The sequence below is a fragment of the Siminovitchia fortis genome, from assembly GCF_003605365.2.
Classification (GTDB): domain Bacteria; phylum Bacillota; class Bacilli; order Bacillales; family Bacillaceae_C; genus Siminovitchia; species Siminovitchia fortis.
Genome location: NZ_QYTU02000007.1, coordinates 47,441 through 68,943 on the forward strand (window position 1 = coordinate 47,441; position 21,503 = coordinate 68,943).

20 protein-coding genes and 1 tRNA gene are annotated in these 21,503 nt (G+C 46.3%); 2 read left to right on the plus strand and 19 right to left on the minus strand.

What is annotated here, in order from left to right; genetic code table 11:
- Positions 1-116 precede the first annotated feature (116 nt).
- The 5 genes from D4N35_RS05180 to rpoN form a co-directional block, all read right to left on the minus strand.
- Positions 117-1,298, minus strand: coding sequence for a phosphoglycerate kinase (locus D4N35_RS05180; protein WP_120071068.1), 1,182 nt, complete (start codon positions 1,296-1,298; stop codon positions 117-119).
- A 138-nt stretch (positions 1,299-1,436) separates the two neighbouring features.
- The gene (gap, locus tag D4N35_RS05185) at positions 1,437-2,444 is read right to left on the minus strand and encodes a type I glyceraldehyde-3-phosphate dehydrogenase (RefSeq protein WP_120071071.1); all 1,008 of its coding nucleotides are present in this window, start codon (positions 2,442-2,444) and stop codon (positions 1,437-1,439) included.
- Between the two features lie 4 nt (positions 2,445-2,448).
- Complete coding sequence (locus D4N35_RS05190; protein ID WP_120071074.1) at positions 2,449-3,477, minus strand: sugar-binding transcriptional regulator; 1,029 nt, start codon at positions 3,475-3,477, stop codon at positions 2,449-2,451.
- A gap of 100 nt (positions 3,478-3,577) precedes the next feature.
- On the minus strand, positions 3,578-3,820 hold the full coding sequence (locus D4N35_RS05195) for a glutaredoxin family protein (protein ID WP_120071077.1): 243 nt from the start codon (positions 3,818-3,820) through the stop codon (positions 3,578-3,580).
- Between the two features lie 3 nt (positions 3,821-3,823).
- The gene (gene rpoN / locus D4N35_RS05200) at positions 3,824-5,164 is read right to left on the minus strand and encodes an RNA polymerase factor sigma-54 (RefSeq protein WP_120071081.1); all 1,341 of its coding nucleotides are present in this window, start codon (positions 5,162-5,164) and stop codon (positions 3,824-3,826) included.
- 233 nt (positions 5,165-5,397) lie between these two features.
- Here rpoN and D4N35_RS05205 point away from each other — a divergent pair, with 233 nt between their 5' ends.
- The gene (locus D4N35_RS05205; RefSeq protein ID WP_120071084.1) at positions 5,398-5,715 is read left to right on the plus strand and encodes a CotD family spore coat protein; all 318 of its coding nucleotides are present in this window, start codon (positions 5,398-5,400) and stop codon (positions 5,713-5,715) included.
- Between the two features lie 524 nt (positions 5,716-6,239).
- On the opposite strand, the gene D4N35_RS05210 is transcribed toward D4N35_RS05205, so the two are convergent.
- Positions 6,240-6,311, minus strand: a tRNA-Arg gene (locus D4N35_RS05210).
- A 232-nt stretch (positions 6,312-6,543) separates the two neighbouring features.
- On the opposite strand from D4N35_RS05210, the gene clpP reads away from it, so the two are divergent.
- Positions 6,544-7,149, plus strand: a complete 606-nt coding sequence (gene clpP / locus D4N35_RS05215; RefSeq protein WP_120071086.1) for an ATP-dependent Clp endopeptidase proteolytic subunit ClpP — start codon at positions 6,544-6,546, stop codon at positions 7,147-7,149.
- Between the two features lie 72 nt (positions 7,150-7,221).
- Here the strand turns inward: clpP and D4N35_RS05220 are convergent, their stop codons facing one another.
- The 13 genes from D4N35_RS05220 to uvrA all read right to left on the minus strand — a co-directional run bounded on the left by D4N35_RS05220 (position 7,222) and on the right by uvrA (position 21,497).
- Positions 7,222-7,479, minus strand: coding sequence for an HPr family phosphocarrier protein (locus D4N35_RS05220; protein WP_120071089.1), 258 nt, complete (start codon positions 7,477-7,479; stop codon positions 7,222-7,224).
- A gap of 27 nt (positions 7,480-7,506) precedes the next feature.
- Entirely contained in the window at positions 7,507-8,466 is a 960-nt protein-coding gene (whiA, locus tag D4N35_RS05225; RefSeq protein WP_120071092.1) for a DNA-binding protein WhiA, read from the minus strand.
- Between the two features lie 24 nt (positions 8,467-8,490).
- Positions 8,491-9,474, minus strand: a complete 984-nt coding sequence (gene mgfK, locus D4N35_RS05230; protein ID WP_120071095.1) for a gluconeogenesis morphogenetic factor MgfK — start codon at positions 9,472-9,474, stop codon at positions 8,491-8,493.
- The gene (rapZ, locus tag D4N35_RS05235; RefSeq protein WP_120071098.1) at positions 9,471-10,364 is read right to left on the minus strand and encodes an RNase adapter RapZ; all 894 of its coding nucleotides are present in this window, start codon (positions 10,362-10,364) and stop codon (positions 9,471-9,473) included. Before rapZ ends, mgfK begins: the two co-directional genes overlap by 4 nt.
- 367 nt (positions 10,365-10,731) lie before the next feature.
- Positions 10,732-11,682: a thioredoxin-disulfide reductase gene (gene trxB, locus D4N35_RS05240; RefSeq protein ID WP_120071100.1), complete on the minus strand. Its 951-nt coding sequence runs from the start codon at positions 11,680-11,682 to the stop codon at positions 10,732-10,734.
- Between the two features lie 135 nt (positions 11,683-11,817).
- Positions 11,818-13,329 (minus strand): tetratricopeptide repeat protein, encoded by a 1,512-nt coding sequence (locus D4N35_RS05245; protein WP_120071103.1) that lies wholly within the window; start codon positions 13,327-13,329, stop codon positions 11,818-11,820.
- A 380-nt stretch (positions 13,330-13,709) separates the two neighbouring features.
- Entirely contained in the window at positions 13,710-14,249 is a 540-nt protein-coding gene (locus D4N35_RS05250) for an acyltransferase (protein ID WP_120071106.1), read from the minus strand.
- Positions 14,246-14,902 (minus strand): pyrophosphatase PpaX, encoded by a 657-nt coding sequence (gene ppaX / locus D4N35_RS05255; protein ID WP_390615143.1) that lies wholly within the window; start codon positions 14,900-14,902, stop codon positions 14,246-14,248. Before ppaX ends, D4N35_RS05250 begins: the two co-directional genes overlap by 4 nt.
- A 117-nt stretch (positions 14,903-15,019) precedes the next feature.
- Positions 15,020-15,829 (minus strand): prolipoprotein diacylglyceryl transferase, encoded by an 810-nt coding sequence (lgt, locus tag D4N35_RS05260; RefSeq protein ID WP_120071112.1) that lies wholly within the window; start codon positions 15,827-15,829, stop codon positions 15,020-15,022.
- A gap of 27 nt (positions 15,830-15,856) precedes the next feature.
- Entirely contained in the window at positions 15,857-16,792 is a 936-nt protein-coding gene (hprK, locus tag D4N35_RS05265) for an HPr(Ser) kinase/phosphatase (RefSeq protein ID WP_120071128.1), read from the minus strand.
- Positions 16,793-17,008: 216 nt separating this feature from the next.
- Complete coding sequence (locus D4N35_RS05270) at positions 17,009-17,365, minus strand: phage holin family protein (RefSeq protein ID WP_120071130.1); 357 nt, start codon at positions 17,363-17,365, stop codon at positions 17,009-17,011.
- 3 nt (positions 17,366-17,368) lie between these two features.
- A complete protein-coding gene (locus tag D4N35_RS05275; protein ID WP_120071134.1) occupies positions 17,369-18,538 on the minus strand; it encodes a DUF4097 family beta strand repeat-containing protein in 1,170 nt (389 codons plus the stop codon).
- A 73-nt stretch (positions 18,539-18,611) separates the two neighbouring features.
- The gene (gene uvrA, locus D4N35_RS05280; RefSeq protein WP_120071138.1) at positions 18,612-21,497 is read right to left on the minus strand and encodes an excinuclease ABC subunit UvrA; all 2,886 of its coding nucleotides are present in this window, start codon (positions 21,495-21,497) and stop codon (positions 18,612-18,614) included.
- Between the last annotated feature and the right edge of the window lie 6 nt (positions 21,498-21,503).

Sequence of the window (21,503 nt, forward strand, 5' to 3'; positions counted from 1 at the left end):
GACTTCGCACCTCCTCCTACGATAAGTCAACATCGGCTCGTTCCTCGCCGTGTTTCCTTTATCTCGTCGGAGGCACTCCAGTCTGTACGTCGATGGGCAAGGCGCTTCCGCTTTTCTTATTCATCAAGCGCCGCAATTCCCGGCAGGTTTTTGCCTTCCATGAATTCGAGGGAAGCTCCGCCGCCTGTGGAAATATGGTCCATCTGGCCGGAAAGCGAAAAATGCTCCACCGCCCTGGCGGAATCTCCGCCGCCGATGATCGAATATGTATGATCAGCTTCAGCCAACGCCTCTGCTACAGCTTTCGTTCCTTGGGCAAAAGGTTCCATTTCAAAAACGCCCATCGGGCCATTCCAAATGACAAGCTTGGATTCTTTGATGACACGGCTGTACAATTCTGCCGTTTTCGGTCCAATATCAAGCGCAAGCCAGCCGTCCGGAATGCTGTTGATGTCCACAACTTTAGAATTCGCATTTTCAGAAAAAGCATCTGCTACGACGGCATCAATTGGCAGGTAAAATTTTACGCCTTTTCTTTCCGCTTTTTCCATAAAGCTTTTTGCAAGCTCAATCTTATCTTCTTCCAACAAGGAGTCACCGATTTCATAGCCTTGGGCTTTGACGAAGGTGAAGGCAAGCCCGCCGCCGATGATCAGGTTGTCCACCTTATCGAGCAAATTATCGATAACACCGATTTTATCTTTTACTTTTGCACCGCCGATGATCGCCGTAAAAGGCCTTGCCGGGTTTGAGAGGGCATTTCCAAGAACCTCCAGTTCCTTCTCGATCAAAAATCCCGCAGCAGACGGCAGATGCTTCGCCACACCTTCTGTAGAGACATGCGCGCGGTGCGCAGTACCGAATGCATCATTCACATAAAGGTCGGCAAGCCCCGCAAACGCTTTAGCCAGCTCTTCATCGTTCTTTTCCTCGCCGGGATGGAACCGTACATTTTCAAGAAGCAGAATGTCACCCTCCTTGAGCCCGGCAGCCTTTTCTTTCACATCTTCTCCAATTACATCTTTGGAGTAATGGATCTCCTTGCCCAGCAGCTCTTCGAGCTTTTTCGCAACAGGAGCCAATCTGAGCTCTTCCACCACTTTTCCTTTGGGTCTTCCCATATGGCTGGCTAAAATGATGCTTGCCCCATTATCGGACAAATAGCGGATGGTCGGCAGTGCCGCCCGAATTCTTGTATCATCAGCAATGGTTCCTTCATTCATCGGAACATTGAAATCCACTCGGCAAAAAACTTTTTTTCCTCTGACATCCAGATCCTTGATTGATTTTTTCTTCACTGGGTAAGCCTCCTCCTAACGTCCCTCTAAACGCAGAAAATAAGAGAGTGGGTTTATTTTCCCGCTCCCTCTTTTCGCACCCCTCTATATTATAGATGCCAATACATGAATTATCCAATACCAAATCTGAATTTTTGACTATAATCCTCTTTTTTTGATATAAGCGGCCAAATCTACAAGCCGGTTCGAATATCCTGTTTCATTGTCATACCAAGACAGGACTTTGGCCATATTTCCTTCCAGCACCATTGTGGACAGGGCATCAATCACGGAAGAATGCGGATCCCCGTTATAGTCACGTGAAACAAGAGGCTTATCGCTGTAGCCCAATACCCCTTTCATTTCTCCTTCGGATGCTGCTTTCAATGCCGCATTCACCTCTTCGGCTGTTACTTCTTTTTCCAGTTCAGCAACGAGGTCAACAACAGAGACGTTCGGTGTCGGAACCCTCATCGCCATTCCGTTCAATTTTCCTTTTAATTCCGGAAGCACAAGTGATACAGCTTTTGCCGCTCCTGTCGTCGTCGGAATGATCGATTCGGCGGCTGCCCGTGCCCGGCGGTAATCTTTGTGCGGCAAATCAAGGATTTGCTGGTCATTCGTATAGGAATGGACCGTTGTCATCATGCCGCGCCTAATGCCGAAATTGTCATTCAATACTTTGGCGAATGGAGCAAGGCAGTTCGTTGTACAGGATGCATTTGATATGATGTGATCTGTTTCCGGATTATACTTCTCTTCATTCACACCCATGACGATGGTAATGTCTTCATCTGTTGCCGGAGCCGATATGATGACTTTTTTTGCACCTGCCTCCAAATGCTTGGCGGCGTCATTCCTTTTTGTAAAACGCCCGGTGGATTCAATCACGATGTCGGCACCAAGGTCTCCCCAGCGTATCCGGGACGGATCTCTTTCGGCAAACACCTGCAGCTTGCGGCCGCCCACGATGATTTTATCATTTTCTGCGAAGATTTCTTCACCAAGAGTTCCATGCACTGAATCATATTGAAGCAAATGTGCAAGCATCCCGGCATCCGTTAAGTCATTCACAGCTACAATTTCAACTTCTTGGGACTTGAGCGCGGCCCGGAAAACATTTCTCCCAATTCTTCCAAAACCGTTGATTCCTACTTTTACTGACATACTTTTATTCCTCCTTCAATATTTCTGCTGCCGCACCTTCATCTGTGACCAACACGGTTGATTTAGGCGCATTTTTCATGTATGACCTTATAGCTTTTGCCTTCGATTTTCCTCCGGCCGCTGCAATGACATGTTTGAAGCGGGGAAGATCCTTTAACTGCAAGCCGATTGTGGAGACTTTATGCACAATGTTGCCGTCAAGATCGAAATAATAGCCGAATGCTTCCCCGACAGCTTGCCCCTTCATAATTTTATCCATGCTTTCTTCATCCGTATTCCGCCGCTCAGCCATTTTCATTGCTTCTCCAATTCCATGCAGCACGATATCGGCTGACCGGATCAAACTGAGTGTGTTATTGATGGACGGTTCTTTTAACAATATTGAGCGGAGCTCATCGCTTACTTCATCCGGGACATATAAGACACGGTGCGTGCCCCCTGTATTTTCCGCCATTGCCGCACAAATGGAGTTGGCCTGGTCGCTGACTTTTCCGCCTACTCCGCCTCGTGCCGGTACAAATAACATCTCCTTCCCTGCAACATTTATGTCCATAAGCGCTTTGGCCACGGAGCCCATCGTTGTTCCGCCTGTGACCGTTATCGTATTTTTCTCATCAAGCAACGCCGCCAGCCTTCGGGCGCACGCTTTCCCGATCTCATCCTTGATTAACGGCATTTTGTCGCTGTCTCCGGGAACGATGATTGTTTCTGCGATCCCGAGATGCTCGCTTAACTGTTTTTCCGCCTTATGAATTCCGATAATCTCCTTCATCAAGTCTTCAAGCTTGGCTAAAAGCTTTCTTCCATCCGATGTGAGGCGCATACCGGCCGGTTGAAAATCAATCAGGTGCCGGTCTTTTAGAAATTCCACCTCGCCTCTCAGCACCCGTTCTGTCATATCCAGCATTTGGGCCAAGGGCCTTCTTCCTACCGGCTCCGTCAACCGGATTGACCTTAGAACGAAATACCGCCTTTCCATAGCATCCAGGAGGTCAGGCACCAACTGCTGCTGGAGCTTTAGCAACTCCTTCATATCAATCCCCTCTTCATATTTGTCCCATAGGGTCGTTTTTCGTCCCACTTTATCAAAAAAAGAACCAGCCATTACAGATATAATAGCAGGTTCAATAGGGTCATTTCAAATTTTCTTTCAGTTCTTTTTCCAAAGCCGCCAAATCGATCCGGCCATACTGGACAATTTCCCCGTTTATTTCAACAACAGGAATCATCAGTCCGAATTTTTCCGTCAGCTCGTCGCTTGCGTCGATATCCTTTTCTATAATTTCAAAAGGGTATTCTTCCTGAAGCAGCTGCAAAAGCAGCTTGCCTTCTTCACAAAGCTCGCATTTGTTTCTTGTATAATAGTTAACTTCCATTTTCTACTCATACCGTTTCCTTTTTGTTGATGAGGGGATGCGCAGCTGCTCCCGGTATTTGGCAACAGTCCTCCTCGATAAAGTGAGGCCTTTTTCTTTCAGCATGTTCGCAATTGCCTGGTCGGACAGCGGCTTGCCCTTGTCCTCTTTGTCGATGAGCCCTTTGATTAAGGCTTTCGCCTGGCCTGCCGATGCCTGTTCTCCATCGCTTGCCGTATTTGACTGGAGAGCCTGGGAGAAGAATTTTTTAAGTTCATGCATGCCGCTTGGCGTTTGAATATATTTTCCCCTGATAGCCCGGCTCACAGTCGATTCATGCACTTCTATTTTTTCAGCAACATCTTTTAATGTCAACGGCTTGAGAAAGCGGGGACCTTTCAGGAAAAAGTCCTGCTGTTCTTCAATGATCGCCATTCCCACTTTCATCAATGTCTGCTTTCTCTGTTCAATGCTGCGCATGATCCATCGGAAGTCCTGGCGCTTATCATTTAAATACTGTTTCACCTTATCATCCGCGACGCTTGCCATTTCATTATAATAATCAGATTGATAGCGAACGGCCGGCAGATGCCTTTCAAACAACTGCAGTTCCATCTTCCCGTCATTGATCTCCAAAATGAGATCCGGAATAACGTATTGGGGCCTTTCGTAATCAAAGCGGGTGCCGGGACGCGGATCCAGCGTCGTAATGAAATCGGCCGCCTGCTGGATTTCTTTCAGGCTGACATCCAGTTTTTCCGATAAAACCTTCCATTTTTTCTCCGCAAACTCATTGAAATATTCAGTCAATAGCTCGACAGCCAATTCCGGGGTATCGTCTCTTCTCCATGCTTGCAGCACAAGGCATTCCTGCAGCGACCTTGCGGCTACCCCTGCAGGCTCAAGGCTTTGGACAAGCTGCAAGATCTCTTCTGCCTCTTCTATTGATGTACCGGTAATACCGGCAGCTTCTTCGACAGTTATTGTCAAATATCCATTCGGATCTAAATTATATATGAATTGTTCAACCAGTTTTTCTTGAAAATCGGACAGCGCTTTCATCACCAGCTGAGAGAACAAATGATCGGCAAGCCCCTCAGTCGGCTCAGCCATTTGCTCGAGCCATTTATTCTGATCATTTTCAGGATTGGTGACTTTTCTTTTCCTCACTCTGTCGTAGCGGGGATCTACAGATCGAACGATTGGTGATTCAAGCTGGATGAGCGGATTCTCCATTTCTTTCATTTCAAGAAAAGCTGTTAATTCATGGGCGGTGTACTGCAATATCGTAATCGCCTGCTGCAGCTCCTGCGTCATCGTCAGATTCAAGGTTTGTTTTTGCAACAAAGCCGGTTCCAGTTTCATTGATCCTATCCCCCCCTCCTGCTATTTTACTATATTATCATAAAATCGTATATAAGTTTTAGAATTTGCGTCTGCCATCCTCCCATTGTGATCTTTTTGGCGAAAAAAGCAAAAAATCCGCAAGAGCGGAAAAACGAACTGCCTATTTTGTCGCTTTCTGGGTAGTTGCCCATTCGCTGGACGGTTGTCCTACATACTATTTAATATACGTTTCTAAAAAGGAGGATTTTGTCATGAGACATTATAAACCTTGCGGCTGCTATAAGAAATGCACATGCGGTTACCCGCAGGCCAAACCTGCACAGCAGCTGCCTGCCCAAACAATGCCTGCGCAAATCAGCCCAACAAAACAACTGAATGAATATGTGGGCCAGGATGTCTATATTCCAGTAGTGCATCCTTCCCATACAACGCAAGTAAATCATACAACTTATAAATATATGCATTCCTACCCGCACACAAAATCAGTCGTAAACTCAGTTTCCGAAGAACATTACTGTGTATGCCCACCTAAACAGCCTTGCGGATGCAAACCGAAACATTACTGGTAATCAAATGCGTAAAAGCAGGACTATCTGCTTTTGCGCTTGTTTATTCTTTAATGGAAAAAGTTTCATAAAATGGACCTTAGGACGCATTGTTTAAAACATTTTTTTACACTAAAATGGAAACAAGGTCAGATTTCGACCTGATACCCCCTTTTATAATATTAGAAGAAGGCCTTTCAGACGAAGGGTTTTCTTACTTTTTCATCCCGGGAAATCCCGGGCTTTTTTATTGAGAAAAGTGCAAGCGCCTTGCCCAGTGCAGGCAAACAAGACGATTCACAATATTATCACTAATGATAGCTTTCGGTGCTTTAATTGCCATACTGTCTCAAGACAAAAAGAAATAGACCTCCCTTGAGCCTGGAAAACTTTTAGGGATGGTCTATTCCGAACCATTTGAGCCTGCCGCTCTTAAGAGGGCAAATATTGTACAAGACCGGAAGTGTTAGCAGCACTTGCGGTCTCTTTTTACCTTACGTATTTCTTAAAATGAAGCACCAACAAATGTTGATGCTTCAATGTGTTAGCGCCCTCGACAGGAATCGAACCCATATTTCAAGAACCGGAATCTTGCGTGTTATCCGTTACACTACGAGGGCAATTTTTATCGTACGATATATGATTATAATCGATAAAATTAAAGCTTGCAACCCTTAATTAGTTTAAATTATGTCCAGATGGTTAATATGATTTGTATGATATGCTTCTTTTGCAAGAAAGAATCGAATCGTTTGACCTATATTGACCATTATTGTATGATATCATTACATACAAAGGTTACCACAATGAAAACTGGCTGACTGTTTGGCCACTTTAAAGAGGAGGAGAAAGATGAATTTAATTCCAACAGTTATTGAACAGACAAACCGCGGGGAACGGGCATACGACATTTATTCAAGGTTACTCAAGGACCGGATCATCATGCTTGGAAGCGCGATAGACGATAACGTAGCGAACTCGATCGTCGCACAGCTTTTATTCCTTGACGCGGAAAACCCGGAAAGGGATATATCCATCTACATCAACAGCCCGGGCGGGAGCATTACTGCCGGGATGGCCATCTATGATACAATGCAATTCGTCAAGCCGGATGTACAGACCATCTGCATCGGCATGGCAGCTTCAATGGGAGCTTTCTTGCTGGCAGCCGGAACGAAAGGCAAACGGTATGCCCTGCCTAACAGTGAAGTGATGATCCACCAGCCGCTTGGCGGTGCCCAAGGGCAGGCGACTGAAATTGAGATTGCTGCAAAACGAATTTTGTTCATGCGCGAAAAACTCAACAAGATTTTGGCTGAACGCACAGGCCAGCCGCTTGAAGTCATTGAGCGCGATACTGACCGCGACAACTTCATGACAGCGGAAAAAGCAAAAGAATACGGAATGATCGACCATATCATCGACCGCAATGAGAGCATCACGAAAAAAGACAAATAAAAATTAACGCGAAAAAAGGCTATCCTGAAAGTCTTTAAAAAGACTTTTTATGAGGATAGCCTTTTTCCTTCATTAGTTGTCATTTTCTACAAATTCCGCAAGCGATTTAATGGCATCTTCTTCGTCCGGACCTTCAGCAATCAGCTTAATGGATGCTCCTGTCCCGGCTGCAAGGCTCATCAATCCCATGATGCTTTTTGCATTAACCTTTTTACCGTCTTTTTCAATGAAGACATCTGATGAAAACCGGTTGGCCTCCTGTACGAATTGTGCCGCAGGCCGTGCTTGCAATCCTGATTTCAATCCTACTGTCACTTCTTTTTCTGCCAATTTGCTTCCTCCTTATTTTTCACAAACTTATTTTTTATTGATCAAAAGAGATGGATCGCCCGAGCGAAGTTTGTCTGCTATTTCATCTATTTTTCGCAGGCGATGATTGATGCCCGATTTGCTGATTTGTCCACTTGACACCATTTCACCCAACTCCTTGAGGGTAACATCTTGATGGGTCATCCTGAGCTCCGCGATTTCACGGAGTCGCTCCGGCAAATATTCCAGACCGACAGTCTCCTGGATGTAACGGATGTTTTCCACCTGTCTGAGGGCTGCGCCGATCGTCTTATTCAGATTGGCTGTTTCACAGTTGACCAGCCTGTTGACCGAATTTCGCATATCCCGGACAATCCGCACATCCTCAAAACGGAGAAGCGCATTATGTGCGCCGATGATATTCAAGAACTCGGTTATCTTTTCAGCCTCTTTCAAATAGGTGATATAACCGTTTTTCCTTTCCAGTGTTTTGCTGTTTAATCCATATTCGTTCATGAGTTCACATAATGAATCGTTGTGCTCTTTGTATAGCGAAGAAATCTCAAGATGATAGGATGACCTCTCAGGATTATTCACCGATCCTCCCGCAAGGAAAGCCCCCCGAATGTAGGATCTTTTGCAGCATTTCTTTTTGATCAGTTCGGAAGAAATTTTACGGATGAGCATGAAATTGTCGCCAAGTATCATCAAATCTTTCAGTATGGATTCAGCATTCTCTTTTAGACGGACAATATACACATTATTTTTCTTCAGGCGCATTTTCTTCCGCACAAGCAGTTCAACCGCTGCATCATAATTCTTTTTTATCAAAGTATAGATCCTTCTGGCAATTGCCGCGTTTTCAGTTTGAATATTCACGAGCAATTCCCGGTTGGAAAAAGATATGGAACCATTCATCCTGATCAGCGCCGATAGCTCTGCCTTGGAGCAGCAATCCTTTACAGGAAGATTTGTAAGTTCCTTTTTCGTTTCCGAGGCAAAAGACATTGTCGCTTCCTCCTTTACCAACGTCTAAATGCTGGCAACCCGGCTCATATCCCTGCCCAATAATGAGTAAAGTATTTTTGCCACCGCTTCTGTGTCATGGCGGATAAAACCTTTTTCGATGGTGGCGATGTCTCCCTGGACAACCTCCATTCCAAGGGAAACAAGCTGATCGACATCGAAATAGACGGGAATGGCCATTTCTTTCTCATAACGATGCTGCAGATCGGGAGGAATCTCTTTATTATTCACAAGTATTGTATCGATAAACGAGCAATCCATATGCTCATACAGGGCTTTCACATGCCTGCTTGCCGTAAAGCCCGTTGTTTCGCCCGGCTGTGTCATCAGATTGCAAATATATACTTTCCGAGCCTTTGCGTTGCACACTTCTTCTCCAAGGCCCGGAACAAGAAGGTTTGGAAGTATGCTCGTATATAAGCTTCCAGGTCCAACGACAATCAAATCCGCCTCATGGATCGACTGAATTGTTTCCGGAAGGGGCTTAATGACTTCTGGCGTCAAAAATACCTTCTTGATTTCTTTGCGGATGGCCGGAATTTTCGATTCTCCCGAAACAATCGTGCCATCCATCATTTCTGCGTGAAGAACAACACTCTGGTTGGCGGCGGGAAGGACCTTTCCGTGTACATTTAACACCCTGCTCATTTCCTTCACCGCCTGGACAAAGTCGCCGGTAACGGATGTCAGGGCAGCAATGATCAAATTCCCCAATGAATGGCCGGAAAGCTCATTTGAAGTATTAAAGCGATGCTGGAACATGTCTATGATGAGCGGCTCAGCATCAGATAATGCAGCAATTACGTTTCGTATATCTCCGGGCGGCGGTATTGCCAGCTCGGTCCTTAATCTTCCGGAACTTCCTCCGTCGTCAGCAACGGTTACAATGGCCGTGATATCGACAGGGTACTTCTTCAGCCCCCTTAATAGGACAGGCAGGCCGGTACCTCCGCCAATGACCACAATTTTCGGTGTGGATTGTGCCGTCATGTGGCTATTTCCTTTCTCTTTTTGATATCACGGTGTGTAACCCGGATATGATAGTCGTTTTCAAAATAATGCCCGATATATTCCGAAAGTGCAACCGAACGATGCTGCCCGCCTGTACACCCGATGGCAATCACCAGCTGGCTTTTTCCTTCCCTTTTGTAATGCGGCAGCATGAAAGCGAGCAAGTCGGTCACTTTGGCAAGGAATTTTTGGGTATCGCTCCACTTGAGGACGTAGCTCGCAACCTCTTCCTCCAGTCCTGTTTTTGGCCTCATATGGTCAATATAGTGGGGATTCGGCAAAAACCTTACATCGAACACAAGATCAGCATCGATGGGAAGGCCGTGCTTAAAGCCGAATGACATGACATTCACCATAAAGGTGGCTTGTTTATTCGCGGAAAACTCTGTCAGGATCTTTTCCCGCAATTCTTTTGGCTTCATCTGGGATGTCTTATAAATATGCTGTGCCCGGCCCTTCAGCTCCTCAAGCAGCTCCCTCTCCTGTCTAATCCCCTCAAGCGGGAGGCCCAGCGGAGCAAGGGGATGGGAACGCCGCGTCTCTTTATATCTCCGGACAAGCACTTCATCATCGGCATCCAGGAACAGAATTTGCGGTGTCACCCAATTGGAATCGGACAAATCATCGATGACCCGAAGCAGCGTATCAAAGAACTCCCTGCCTCTTAAATCCATAACAAGCGCAACCTTGTTCATTTTATTGCCGGATTCCTTCATCAATTCCAGAAATTTGGGCATCAATGCCGGCGGTAAATTGTCCACGCAAAAGAAACCCAGATCCTCAAAGCTGTGGATGGCAACCGTTTTTCCTGCCCCTGACATGCCTGTAATGATAACTAACTGAATATCCTCCATGGATCCGTTATTCATGGAATTCACCCTCTCTAATCTGAAACCAGGGATTTTACATATATATATATGCGACAGCAGCCTGTACGCTCCTCGTTATTATGTAATTATAAAATACACTTGTAGAAAAAAGACGGTGTTCTTCATATTATACTATTTTCCTTCCAAGAAGGACAGCGTGATGAAGAAGTTTCCCCGGCTAAAATAGTACAAAAGCGGAAATCGGATGATTAGGGAGTTCGCAAAAACCATATTCATTAACATCAAAAAAAGCACAGGAATCATCCTGTGCATCAAAAGGGATATTGTATAAAAAGGGGGTCAATATCTCATATATAAATATACACAAATTACATTGCAGCACTGTTACAAACAGATTAAATGGCGATTACTGTTTGGCAAGCTGCCCATCTTTCAAACGTTCAATATAAATTTGAGCACTTTGTGCAGCGATGCTTCCGTCACCTGTGGCCGTTACGATCTGTCTCAATAGTTTGTCACGGACATCCCCCGCAGCAAAAATACCGGGAACACTTGTCGCCATGTTCTCATTTGTTTCAATATAGCCCGCTGCATTTGTGATCCCGAGATTTGCCACGGATTGAGTCAACGGATTCATTCCAACGTAAACGAACATACCGTCCGTCTTAAACTCTCTTTCGGAACCGTCTTTTGTCGAAACGAGAGTGACGGAACCTACTTTTCCATCTTTCTCGTTCACTTGCTTCACAGTATGGCTCCAGATAAAGTCGATCTTATCATTGGCAAACGCACGATCTTGAAGGATTTTTTGGGCCCGCAGCTCATCTCGGCGGTGAATAATGGTCACTTTTGAGGCAAAGCGCGTCAAGTAGGCACCTTCTTCAACGGCAGAATCTCCGCCTCCGATGACGACCAGCTCTTTGTCTTTAAAAAATGCACCATCACACACAGCACAATAGGATACGCCCCGTCCTGTCAATTCGGATTCCCCTGGAACCCCGAGCTTCCGGTACTCGGCACCTGTAGCAACAATAACAGCATACGCCCTGTACTCTTTGCCTCCTGCCTTGACAACCTTATACGGGTCTCCGTCAACTATTTCCTTAATGTCGCCATAGGCATACTCCGCGCCAAATTTTTTCGCATGTTCAAACATTTTTGTGGAAAGGTCCGGCCCCAGGATATGATCAAATCCAGGGTAGTTCTCCACGTCTGCCGTATCGGCCATCTGGCCGCCCGGGACTCCGCGTTCAATCATGAGGGTGGACAGGTTGGCGCGGGATGTATAGACGGCAGCGGTCATTCCGGCGGGCCCTGCTCCCGCAATGATCACATCATAAATTTTGTCTTCTGACATCGCTCATACACTCCTTCGTTGTCCTATCGAAAGAAATTCCGACAAAAGAACAATTTTCACTTTATAATCTTTTTAATTAGTTCCTTATTTGATATCGTATTAAAGTATTTGCTATACGTCCAAACATATGCTCAATTAAAGGTATCGTTCTATTTTTATGATATATTTCCGAAGTGTGGCTGGGGAAATCCCGTATTTTTTTGCGATTTCGCGCTGCGTTTTCGCCTCGTTTTTCTCCATGCTCCAAACATATTCCGCAGCGGCGGCATAAGCTGCAGGATTTGCAAATTTTTCTCCGGTCTCAATGGCCTTTTGAAAAAAATCAAACCAGATTTTGAGCAGATCAAAGACATCAGCCGGGCGGTCTTTGTGCCTTTCATATAATTCGATTGCTGTTTCATGCGCCTTATCAATCCTCATTCCACCACGAAGCTCCTGTCTTTTTTCAACCTGGAGAATCGTTGCCAGATATAGCTTTTCCGGATAGCTGAATTCCTCAATCGATTTAAAGGAAGGGTGAGTCAACAGCGCCGGCTGTCTGTCGGAAATCGAAATAAAGAAAATCGCGCATAGCCGTTCCGCAATTTTTTCGCTTCGCAGCAGCTTCAAAAGGGCTTGGTCCCCTTCGTTTCTTTTATCGGCTTCTTCGATAGATTCGTCCCATGGCGCGTTACCCGACTTTTCAGGTTCCAGTAAAACAAGCCGGTCCCAGGCAGCTTTTGCGGCTTTCTCATTTCCGGTAAAATAAGCTGCTTTGGCTAGCCAATAATAAAATCCTGCATTTCCCGGATAACCTGATTTTTGGAGCTGGCGCAGCCAAAAGTAAGCCAAGTCGTATTGTTTGGCCAGCGCAAATGTCGCTCCCAATTTATAGCGGTGTTCCGGAATAAGCGGTTTGATTTTTTCCAATGCTTCCAACAAGCGATCCAGGTCTTCCGTTTGGTCTTCGTAATAATAAAATACAGCCAAATTGCACAACGCATGCAGGTTGCCCGGATTATGGGCGATCACTTTTTCCGTCATCGAAAAGGCTTTGCTCGTTTCCCCTTCGTAAAAATAAGCCAATGCCAAATTATTATAGGCAGGCCAGAATTCAGGGTAGGCTTTTACCATTTTCTCAAGCATTTGCACGGCTTCTGAATATTTTCCATCTTCCAGCAGGGATTTTGACTCTTCCTGCAATTGAAGAAGCTCCTCCTGCTCTTTCATCAAAGCCATATTATCATCATCGTCGATCCCTATCCACTCGAGCAGCTCCTCCGCTTCGTCCGCAAATTCTCCCACTTCATCTTTTTCCAGATAAAGCCTTGCATATCGGCAGGCCTCCGTAAAAAGCCCCAGATGAGCATAATTATTTGCCAAAAAGTAGTAGCACTCCGTCATCCGTTCATCCAGTTCATTCAATGTCATAAGCAGAAGCTGATTGGACTTTTCATAATCTCCTGTTTCGGTATGGACAAGAGCAAGCTGGCAGGCAATCATCGGTTCCAACGGTTCCAGCTCCAATGCTCTCTGCAAATACTTTTTGGCATTTGTAAAATCAAAGCGATCATATGACTGGAGCCCTTTATGAAAATAGTAATCTCCTGTCGGCAAAAAACTATAGATTTTCGCTTGATTTCTTTTCTTTTTCGAGTATCTGGACATCGTATTTCCTCCGTTGCTATCGTCCTTTGTCGCTTTTTGTAGTATAACATACAAAATTGTCTCTTTAAATCGCCAAAAAAGGAAACTATCAAATTCATACGCCGAACAAGGACCCAATAGAACGATTGTATTTCATTTTAACCTCTAAAACATTTTTCAAACAAAAAATGACCCGTAAAGAAAAGCGAAAGCGCCCGTTTAGCGACGTACAAACTGGAGCACTCCACAATGAGATAAAGGAAACACGGCGACGAAGGAGCCGATGTTGACTTATCGTAGTGGAGGAGTGCGAAGTTTGCTAGTCGCTGGGCGCTGGAGCTGGACAAAGCACAATAATTTTATACGAATATCTTTGAAAAAATTTTTTCTTTCTTTCCTTTTTAAAAAGGATCATCAGCTCTATTTGAAGTATCCGCCTTCCGGCGTTCATCCATTTCTTCTTTTGTATAAATAATTTTCATCGGATTTCCGCCGGCAAATGCCCCTGCCGGAACATCTTTATGTACCAGGGTGCCCGCCGAAACGACCGCTTCATCCCCAATTTCGACTCCGGGGAGAATGGTCGTATTCGCACCGATCAGAACGTTATCGCCAATAACGACAGGCCCCAGTCTGTATTCCTTAATTAAGTACTCGTGGGCAAGGATCGTCGTATTATAGCCGATGACCGTATTCGTTCCGACAGTGATTTTTTCCGGAAACATAATATCCGGCATGACCATCAGCGCGAAGGATGTCTTTTCCCCGACCGACATGTTCAGGAATACACGGTACATCCAATTTTTCAAGGCTAAAAAAGGAGTGTACCTCGCAGCCTGGATGACGATGAAATTCCGCATCACCTTCCAGAACGGGACGGTTTTGTATATATGCCATAAAGAATTGGCACCCTCTACAGGGAACCGCTCCGTTCTTCTCATCTGACGCCCACTCCGACAATACCGAGAAGATCGGACATCCTATCAAGCATAAAATCCGGCTCGTACTGTTTTAGATAGTCCGCTCCTTTCACGGACCAGGCTACTCCGCATGTGTAGGTGCCGGCATTTTTTCCGCCTAAAATATCATGATAGTTGTCGCCGATCATCATCGCTTCGCCGGGCTTGGATTCAAGTGCGGCCAGCGCCTTTTCAAGCGGCTCGGGATCAGGTTTCGCTTTCTCCACCTCATCCAGCGTTACGACGACATCAAAAAACTTGTCCAAATTCGCAAGGGCCAGCCCTTTTAAAACAGTCTTCCTGATTTTCGTCGATACGATCGCCATTTTAAAGTTATTTTCATGCAGTGACCGGATCGTCTCATAGACTCCTTCAAATTCGTGTACAAGCAAATCATGCTTCTCCGCGTTGAACTTGCGATAGACATCAACCATTTCCTCCGCTTTTTCCGGATCCACACTTACAAATGCATCGATCAGCGGCGGTCCAAGAAACGGCAGAACATCCTTGCGAGTGAAGCGCCCCGGATAAAACTTTTCAAAGACGTGCAAGTAGGAAGTGATAATCAATTCATTCGTATCAAGAAGCGTTCCGTCCAAATCAAATAACAATGTGTTAATTTTATCAGTCACTATACAACTTTCCCTTTCGATGTGTTTTCCTTCATTCCGAGCATCCTGATGAATGCCCAGGCCGTTTTGGCAACACTGACGTTTTATACATTCATCATTCTCTCCCATTTAACAAGATCTTCATTCATAATAGCGGGCTTTTGCCAGGCCTGCTTTTCTCCGATACACCCAAAAGATAACAGCCCCGGCAATCAAAACAAGGGAAATGACCTGCGCCATCCTTAAGCTGCTCGTCAGCATCAGGCTGTCCGTCCTCATTCCTTCCACAAAGAAGCGGCCGATCGAATAGTAAATCACGTAGGAGAGAAAAAGCTCGCCGCGGTGCAAGTTCACTTTTCTCAATAAAATGAGCAGGACAAATCCGATGATATTCCAAATGGATTCATAGAGAAACGTAGGATGGTGGTAGGCGCCTTCTATGTACATCTGGTTGATGATAAAATCGGGAAGGTGCATGTTTTCAAGGAAAGCGCGGCTTACCTCTCGTCCATACGCTTCCTGGTTCATAAAATTTCCCCAGCGGCCGATCGCCTGTCCAAGAATGAGGCTCGGCGCAGCAATGTCCGCAATCTTCCAAAATGAAATTCCTTTGAATTTGGAAAAGACGACAGCCGTGGCAACCGCTCCGATGAGCGCACCGTGAATTGCAATGCCGCCTTCCCAAACTTTTACAATATCGGCGGGATTCTGAGAATAATAATCCCACTGGAATATGACGTAATATATGCGGGCGCAAATGATAGAAATGGGGATCGCCCATATGAGCAGATCAGGAAAAGTTTCTTTATCGAGATGATGTTTGGTCCCTTCCCGCATCGCAAAATATAATGCCAGTGCAATTCCCAGGCCGATGATGATACCGTACCAATGAACGGCAAACGGGCCAATTTGTATGGCAATCGGGTTCAGTGGTTGAAAATCCGGGTCCATAATTTCAACTCCATGAAAAGTAGTTTTTTAGTCGAATTGGCTTTCTTCCTCTGTCATCACGTCGGACAGCCTGTCGGCAAACTGCTCGGCCGCATTCATTCCCATTCTTTTCAAACGGAAATTCATCGCTGCCACTTCGATAATGACGGCCAGGTTCCGGCCGGGGCGTACCGGAATTGTCAGCTTTGTAATTTCTGTATCAAAAATTTTAACGGTCTCTTCGTCGAGTCCAAGCCTGTCGTATTGCTTATCCCCGTCCCAGAATTCAAGATGGATCGTCAGGGTAATTCTTTTATACGGGCGGACAGCTCCCGCTCCAAACAACGTCATCACATTGATGATGCCCAACCCGCGAATTTCCAGCAGATGTTCGAGCAATTCCGGGGCAGTTCCCACAAGCCTGTCCATATCGACTTGGCGGATTTCAACGCAGTCATCCGCAACAAGCCTGTGGCCTCTTTCGATAAGGGCTAGCGCCGTTTCGCTTTTCCCAACGCCGCTTTGGCCGGTGATGAGGACGCCAACTCCAAATATCTCTACAAGCACTCCGTGAACAGCAGTTGTGGGTGCCAGCTTATTTTCCAAATAATAGGTGAGACGGCTTGAAAAACCGGTCGTCTTCATCGGTGTCCGCAAAACAGGAACCGAATGTATTTCAGATACTTCAATCAATTCTTCAGGCACATCCATGCCGCCCGTGATAATGATGCACGGGGTCGCATCGGTGCAAAGCTGCTCCATTCGGTATTTTCTTTCGCCTCTCATGAGCATTTCTGTGAATTTTACTTCTGTCCGTCCCAAAAGCTGGACACGCTCGGCCGGATAGTAATGAAAAAAGCCGGCAATCTCCAATCCGGGCCGGGAAATATCACTAGTCGTAATCGGTCTGTGAATCCCTTCCTCGCCGCTGACCAGTTCCAGATCGAATTCCTTGATGATATCTTCCGTACGAACTTTCGCCATCGGAATCCCTCCCTTATCGAAACCTCTTGCTGTAAACTTCGGTTTCTGCACAAAAAAAACTTCACCCTGTCTATTTTAGCACTTTCTGCTTAATAAACTCCACCATTCAAGAAATTTTGTGCTTGGAGATGACCCCGAGGCGGGAAGGTTAGACGCGGATTTTCCTCTATCCGCGGGTATATGCCAAATAACCCGGTCCAGCCAAGGCTGTCCGGGTTATTTGTTCCGATCAGGATTCAAAATTGTTTTTTGAATGATTATATTGACCAGTACCATGATCACTGCAATCAGGAAGGTCAGCCCGAATCCATCGATTTCGAATTTGGTGCCCATGAGGGCGTCAGTCATCGATAATGTGATGGCGTTGATTACCAGCAAAAAGAATCCAAGCGTCAGCAAGGTGATAGGCAATGTCAAAAGGATGAGAAGCGGCCTCACCAAAACGTTCAATATTGACAGTACAATACTTGCTGCAACGGCCGCTCCAAAGCTTGAGACATGGACTCCTTCAAAGTAACCGGCAAACGCGATGAAAAGAACTGCGTTGATTAGAATTCCAATCAACCATCTCATGCTTTATTCTCCTTTTTGGTTTGCTTTTCTAATGAACACGGATCCGGTTTTTGTGTCCGCTTCAAGATACAGGGTCTGATCATCCGTTCCGCTGCGCTTGAACTTCATTTGCTTTTGGATGACTTCCTTCTTTTCATGGAGAACATTGATGCCTTCCAAATCCAGCTTATAGCTTCCAAGATTGGATCGGATTTCCCCGTCGATTGTCGCAGTATCCGGAACATTTACATAAATATTTCCTGTTACAGCTTTGGCTTCGAACATTTCTGTACCGGAATGTTCCAGCGTGCAATGGATATTCCCGTTGAAGGACTTCAACTCAGCCTTTCTGGAGAACCCTGACACGTCAATCGCTCCGTTGACCGTTTCAGCCTCAATGCTGTCGGTATTCAAATCGATCACTTTTATTTGGCCGTTCACCGTATCGATATCAAGCTTCTTGCCGGAAATGCCGGTCAAGTCGACTTTTCCGTTCGTTGTTTTCACGATCAGATGCTCGGTTTCAAGCAGTTCCCCTGTCATTTCTCCGTTAAAAACACGAACCGCCATCTTTTTATAAATTTTTCTTGGAATATAAGCCGTTGTCTCCACACGCATCCATTTGGATTTCGTCGCGAAACAAAGGAGCCCGTTTTCCTGGGAAAAAACCGTATTATCAAGGAAATAGCTGCGGCCTTCATCGCGGTCTTCCACCCGGTAAACTTTCGCCTGGCATTCTACGCGGACTTCCTGCTGGTCCCAAGCAATGAGGCGGACAGGCCCATTGGCGATATCAATGTCGATCCGCTCAATTTGTTCATCCGCCTGCTGGAACACATGCGGGACTTCGACTGACTGGGTAATCTGCCAATCGATATCCTTGATTTTCCGAAGCGCCGTGTTGACGAAATCGAAAATCCGCTCGCCGGCCTGCTCAATCTGCGAATAGAAAGTATCATCGCCTGAACCCGATTCCTTCGATTGGCTCTGCTTGTTCCATGTTGAATCACCGCTTGATCCCGCAGTGGACTCCGCTTTTGACCCGGCCTTTGAAGAAGTTTCCGGGCTGGAAGGCTCTGCTGCTGTACCTTCGGCATCCCCGCCTTCCAATGCATCAAGCAAAATGATTGCTTCCTGAGCCGACAGCTTTCCTTCTTGCACCATTTCAAGTATTCGTTTTCGATCCTGGTTCATGGTCAATCCTCCTATTTTTCATCTGTCATGTAATACGAGATGAACGGGAAAAATGTTTCACTCTCGGAAAAAATTACTTGGCAATGGCTTCTTCTTTCGTTTCCTTCAGGGTGATCAACCGTTTCATGCGGGCTTTATCCCGCTCTAAAATCGGCTTCAAATATCGGCCCGTATGGGATTCGGGGGAATCCGCGATTTTTTCGGGCGTGCCCGTTGCAACAATCGTTCCTCCCTTATTACCGCCTTCAGGTCCAAGATCGATGATATAATCGGTTGTCTTGATCACATCCAGATTATGTTCAATGACGAGAACTGTGTTTCCATTATCGACTAACCGCTGCAAAACGTTTAACAGGCGTGCAATATCATCAGCATGCAGTCCTGTTGTCGGTTCATCCAGAATATAGATCGAGCGGCCGTTTGAACGCCTGTGAAGCTCGGATGCGAGCTTCACCCTTTGTGCTTCTCCTCCGGAAAGTGTTGTTGCCGGCTGTCCCAGCTTCATATAGCCAAGCCCCACATCGGCAATCGTCTGCAGCTTTCGTTTGATTTTCGGGATGTTTTCGAAAAACTCCAATCCATCCTCAATGGTCATATCCAGAACATCTGCAATATTTTTCCCTTTATATTTTACTTCCAGCGTTTCCCGATTATACCTTTTGCCGTGGCACACTTCACAGGGTACATACACATCGGGTAAAAAGTGCATCTCAATCTTGATGATCCCGTCACCTCGGCATGCTTCGCATCTTCCGCCTTTGACGTTGAAGCTGAAGCGGCCTTTTTTATAACCGCGGACCTTTGCCTCGTTGGTGGAAGCAAACACGTCACGGATATCATCAAACACGCCGGTATACGTGGCCGGGTTGGAACGCGGCGTCCGGCCGATCGGTGACTGGTCGATATCAATCACTTTTTCCAGGTGATCCAAGCCCTTAATTTCCTTATGGGCGCCGGGTTTTGCTTTGGCCCTGTGAAGTTTCATCGCAAGGGATTTGTGTAAAATTTCATTGATCAATGTACTTTTTCCCGAACCCGAAACACCTGTTACAGCAATAAATACACCGAGCGGAATTTTGACATTCACATTTTTAAGATTGTTTTCCTTCGCACCTTTTATTTCGATGAACCTTCCGTCAGAAATACGGCGCTCCGGCGGAAGCGGAATGAATTTTTTCCCTGACAAATATTGCCCTGTCAATGAATCATGCTGCTTCATCACTTCTTTCGGCGTACCGCAGGCGACAACTTCCCCGCCGTGCACGCCTGCCCCGGGACCGATATCAATCAAATAATCCGCTGCCAGGATCGTATCTTCGTCATGCTCCACAACAATGAGCGTATTGCCGATGTCACGCATATTTTTCAGCGTCCCAATCAGGCGGTCGTTATCCCGCTGATGAAGCCCGATGGAAGGTTCATCGAGTACATACAATACCCCTGTCAGGCGAGAGCCGATTTGCGTGGCGAGCCTGATCCGCTGGGCTTCCCCTCCGGAAAGCGTCCCCGCCGCGCGGCTCAATGTCAAATAATCCAGGCCGACATTAACAAGGAAACTCAGCCTCTCATCAATCTCTTTTAAAATCATGTGCGCGATCTGCATCTCTTTTTCTGTTAAGTGAATGGTTTTGAAAAACTGTGCAGCATCCTGGATAGACAGCTCTGTCACCTGGCCGATATGCTTGTTTTCGATTTTGACGGCCAAGCTTTCTTCTTTCAGCCTGTACCCGCTGCAGCGCGGGCACGGCTGTTCCGCCATGTATTTTTCCATTTGCTCCCTTATATAATCGGAGCTTGTTTCATGATAGCGGCGCTCCACATTCCGGAGAACACCCTCAAATCTGATGCTGCTTTCCCTCACCTGGCCAAAATCATTTTGATAGCGGAAGCGGATCAGATCCGCCCCCGAGCCGTATAAAATTTTATCCAAATGCTCCTTCGGCAAATCCTTCACCGGAACATCCATGCTGATGCCATAATGTTTGCACACGGTTTTTAAAAGCTGCGGGTAATATTGCGAACTGACAGGAATCCAAGGAACAATCGCCCCTTCACTCAATGCCAGGGAATCATCAGGAATGACTAGATCCTTATCCACTTCCAGCTTCGAACCGAGGCCGTCACACTCCTGGCAGGCACCAAACGGGCTGTTGAACGAGAACATCCGCGGTTCCAATTTATCGATGGAAAAACCGCATTCCGGACACGCATGATGTTCGCTGAACAGCAGCTCCTCTTCGCCGATTACATCGATCATGACTTTTCCTTCACCGAGGCCAAGCGCTGTTTCGAGCGAATCCGCCAATCGTGTTTCTATATCCTCTTTGATCACAATCCGGTCAACGACAACCTCGATGGAATGCTTTTTATTTTTTTCAAGCTGGATGTCTTCGCCGAGATCAAGGATCTCACCATCCACCCGAACGCGGACGAAGCCTTGCTTCTTAATGTCCTCAAGCACCTTGACATGGGCGCCCTTCCTTCCGGAAATGACAGGTGCAAGAACCTGGATCCTCGTTCTTTCCGGGTAATCCATGATCCGATCGACCATTTGCTCGATCGTCTGGGACGTGATTTCAATCCCGTGGACAGGACAAATCGGCCGGCCCACCCTGGCAAACAGCAAGCGCAGATAGTCATAGATTTCCGTCACCGTTCCGACAGTCGAACGGGGATTTCTGCTTGTCGTTTTCTGATCGATTGATATCGCCGGAGACAGCCCTTCAATTGCATCAACGTCCGGTTTATCCATCTGCCCTAAAAATTGTCTGGCATATGCTGACAGCGACTCAACGTAGCGCCGCTGGCCTTCCGCATAAATGGTGTCGAACGCCAACGAAGACTTTCCGGAACCGGAAAGCCCCGTGACCACAACGAGCTGGTCCCTTGGAATCGTGACATCGATATCTTTTAGGTTATGGGCACGTGCGCCTTTAACAATGATTTTTTCTAGTGCCATCGCTGT

Coding starts and splice junctions, on each gene's coding strand:
- gap (WP_120071071.1), bottom strand. CDS start 2,444: ATGTCAGTAAAAGTAGGAATCAACGGTTTTGGAAGAATTGGGAGAAAT.
- D4N35_RS05190 (WP_120071074.1), bottom strand. CDS start 3,477: ATGAAGGAGTTGCTAAAGCTCCAGCAGCAGTTGGTGCCTGACCTCCTG.
- D4N35_RS05195 (WP_120071077.1), bottom strand. CDS start 3,820: ATGGAAGTTAACTATTATACAAGAAACAAATGCGAGCTTTGTGAAGAA.
- rpoN (WP_120071081.1), bottom strand. CDS start 5,164: ATGAAACTGGAACCGGCTTTGTTGCAAAAACAAACCTTGAATCTGACG.
- D4N35_RS05205 (WP_120071084.1), top strand. CDS start 5,398: ATGAGACATTATAAACCTTGCGGCTGCTATAAGAAATGCACATGCGGT.
- clpP (WP_120071086.1), top strand. CDS start 6,544: ATGAATTTAATTCCAACAGTTATTGAACAGACAAACCGCGGGGAACGG.
- whiA (WP_120071092.1), bottom strand. CDS start 8,466: ATGTCTTTTGCCTCGGAAACGAAAAAGGAACTTACAAATCTTCCTGTA.
- mgfK (WP_120071095.1), bottom strand. CDS start 9,474: ATGACGGCACAATCCACACCGAAAATTGTGGTCATTGGCGGAGGTACC.
- rapZ (WP_120071098.1), bottom strand. CDS start 10,364: ATGAATAACGGATCCATGGAGGATATTCAGTTAGTTATCATTACAGGC.
- trxB (WP_120071100.1), bottom strand. CDS start 11,682: ATGTCAGAAGACAAAATTTATGATGTGATCATTGCGGGAGCAGGGCCC.
- D4N35_RS05245 (WP_120071103.1), bottom strand. CDS start 13,329: ATGTCCAGATACTCGAAAAAGAAAAGAAATCAAGCGAAAATCTATAGT.
- D4N35_RS05250 (WP_120071106.1), bottom strand. CDS start 14,249: ATGAGAAGAACGGAGCGGTTCCCTGTAGAGGGTGCCAATTCTTTATGG.
- lgt (WP_120071112.1), bottom strand. CDS start 15,829: ATGGACCCGGATTTTCAACCACTGAACCCGATTGCCATACAAATTGGC.
- hprK (WP_120071128.1), bottom strand. CDS start 16,792: ATGGCGAAAGTTCGTACGGAAGATATCATCAAGGAATTCGATCTGGAA.
- D4N35_RS05270 (WP_120071130.1), bottom strand. CDS start 17,365: ATGAGATGGTTGATTGGAATTCTAATCAACGCAGTTCTTTTCATCGCG.
- D4N35_RS05275 (WP_120071134.1), bottom strand. CDS start 18,538: ATGAACCAGGATCGAAAACGAATACTTGAAATGGTGCAAGAAGGAAAG.
- uvrA (WP_120071138.1), bottom strand. CDS start 21,497: ATGGCACTAGAAAAAATCATTGTTAAAGGCGCACGTGCCCATAACCTA.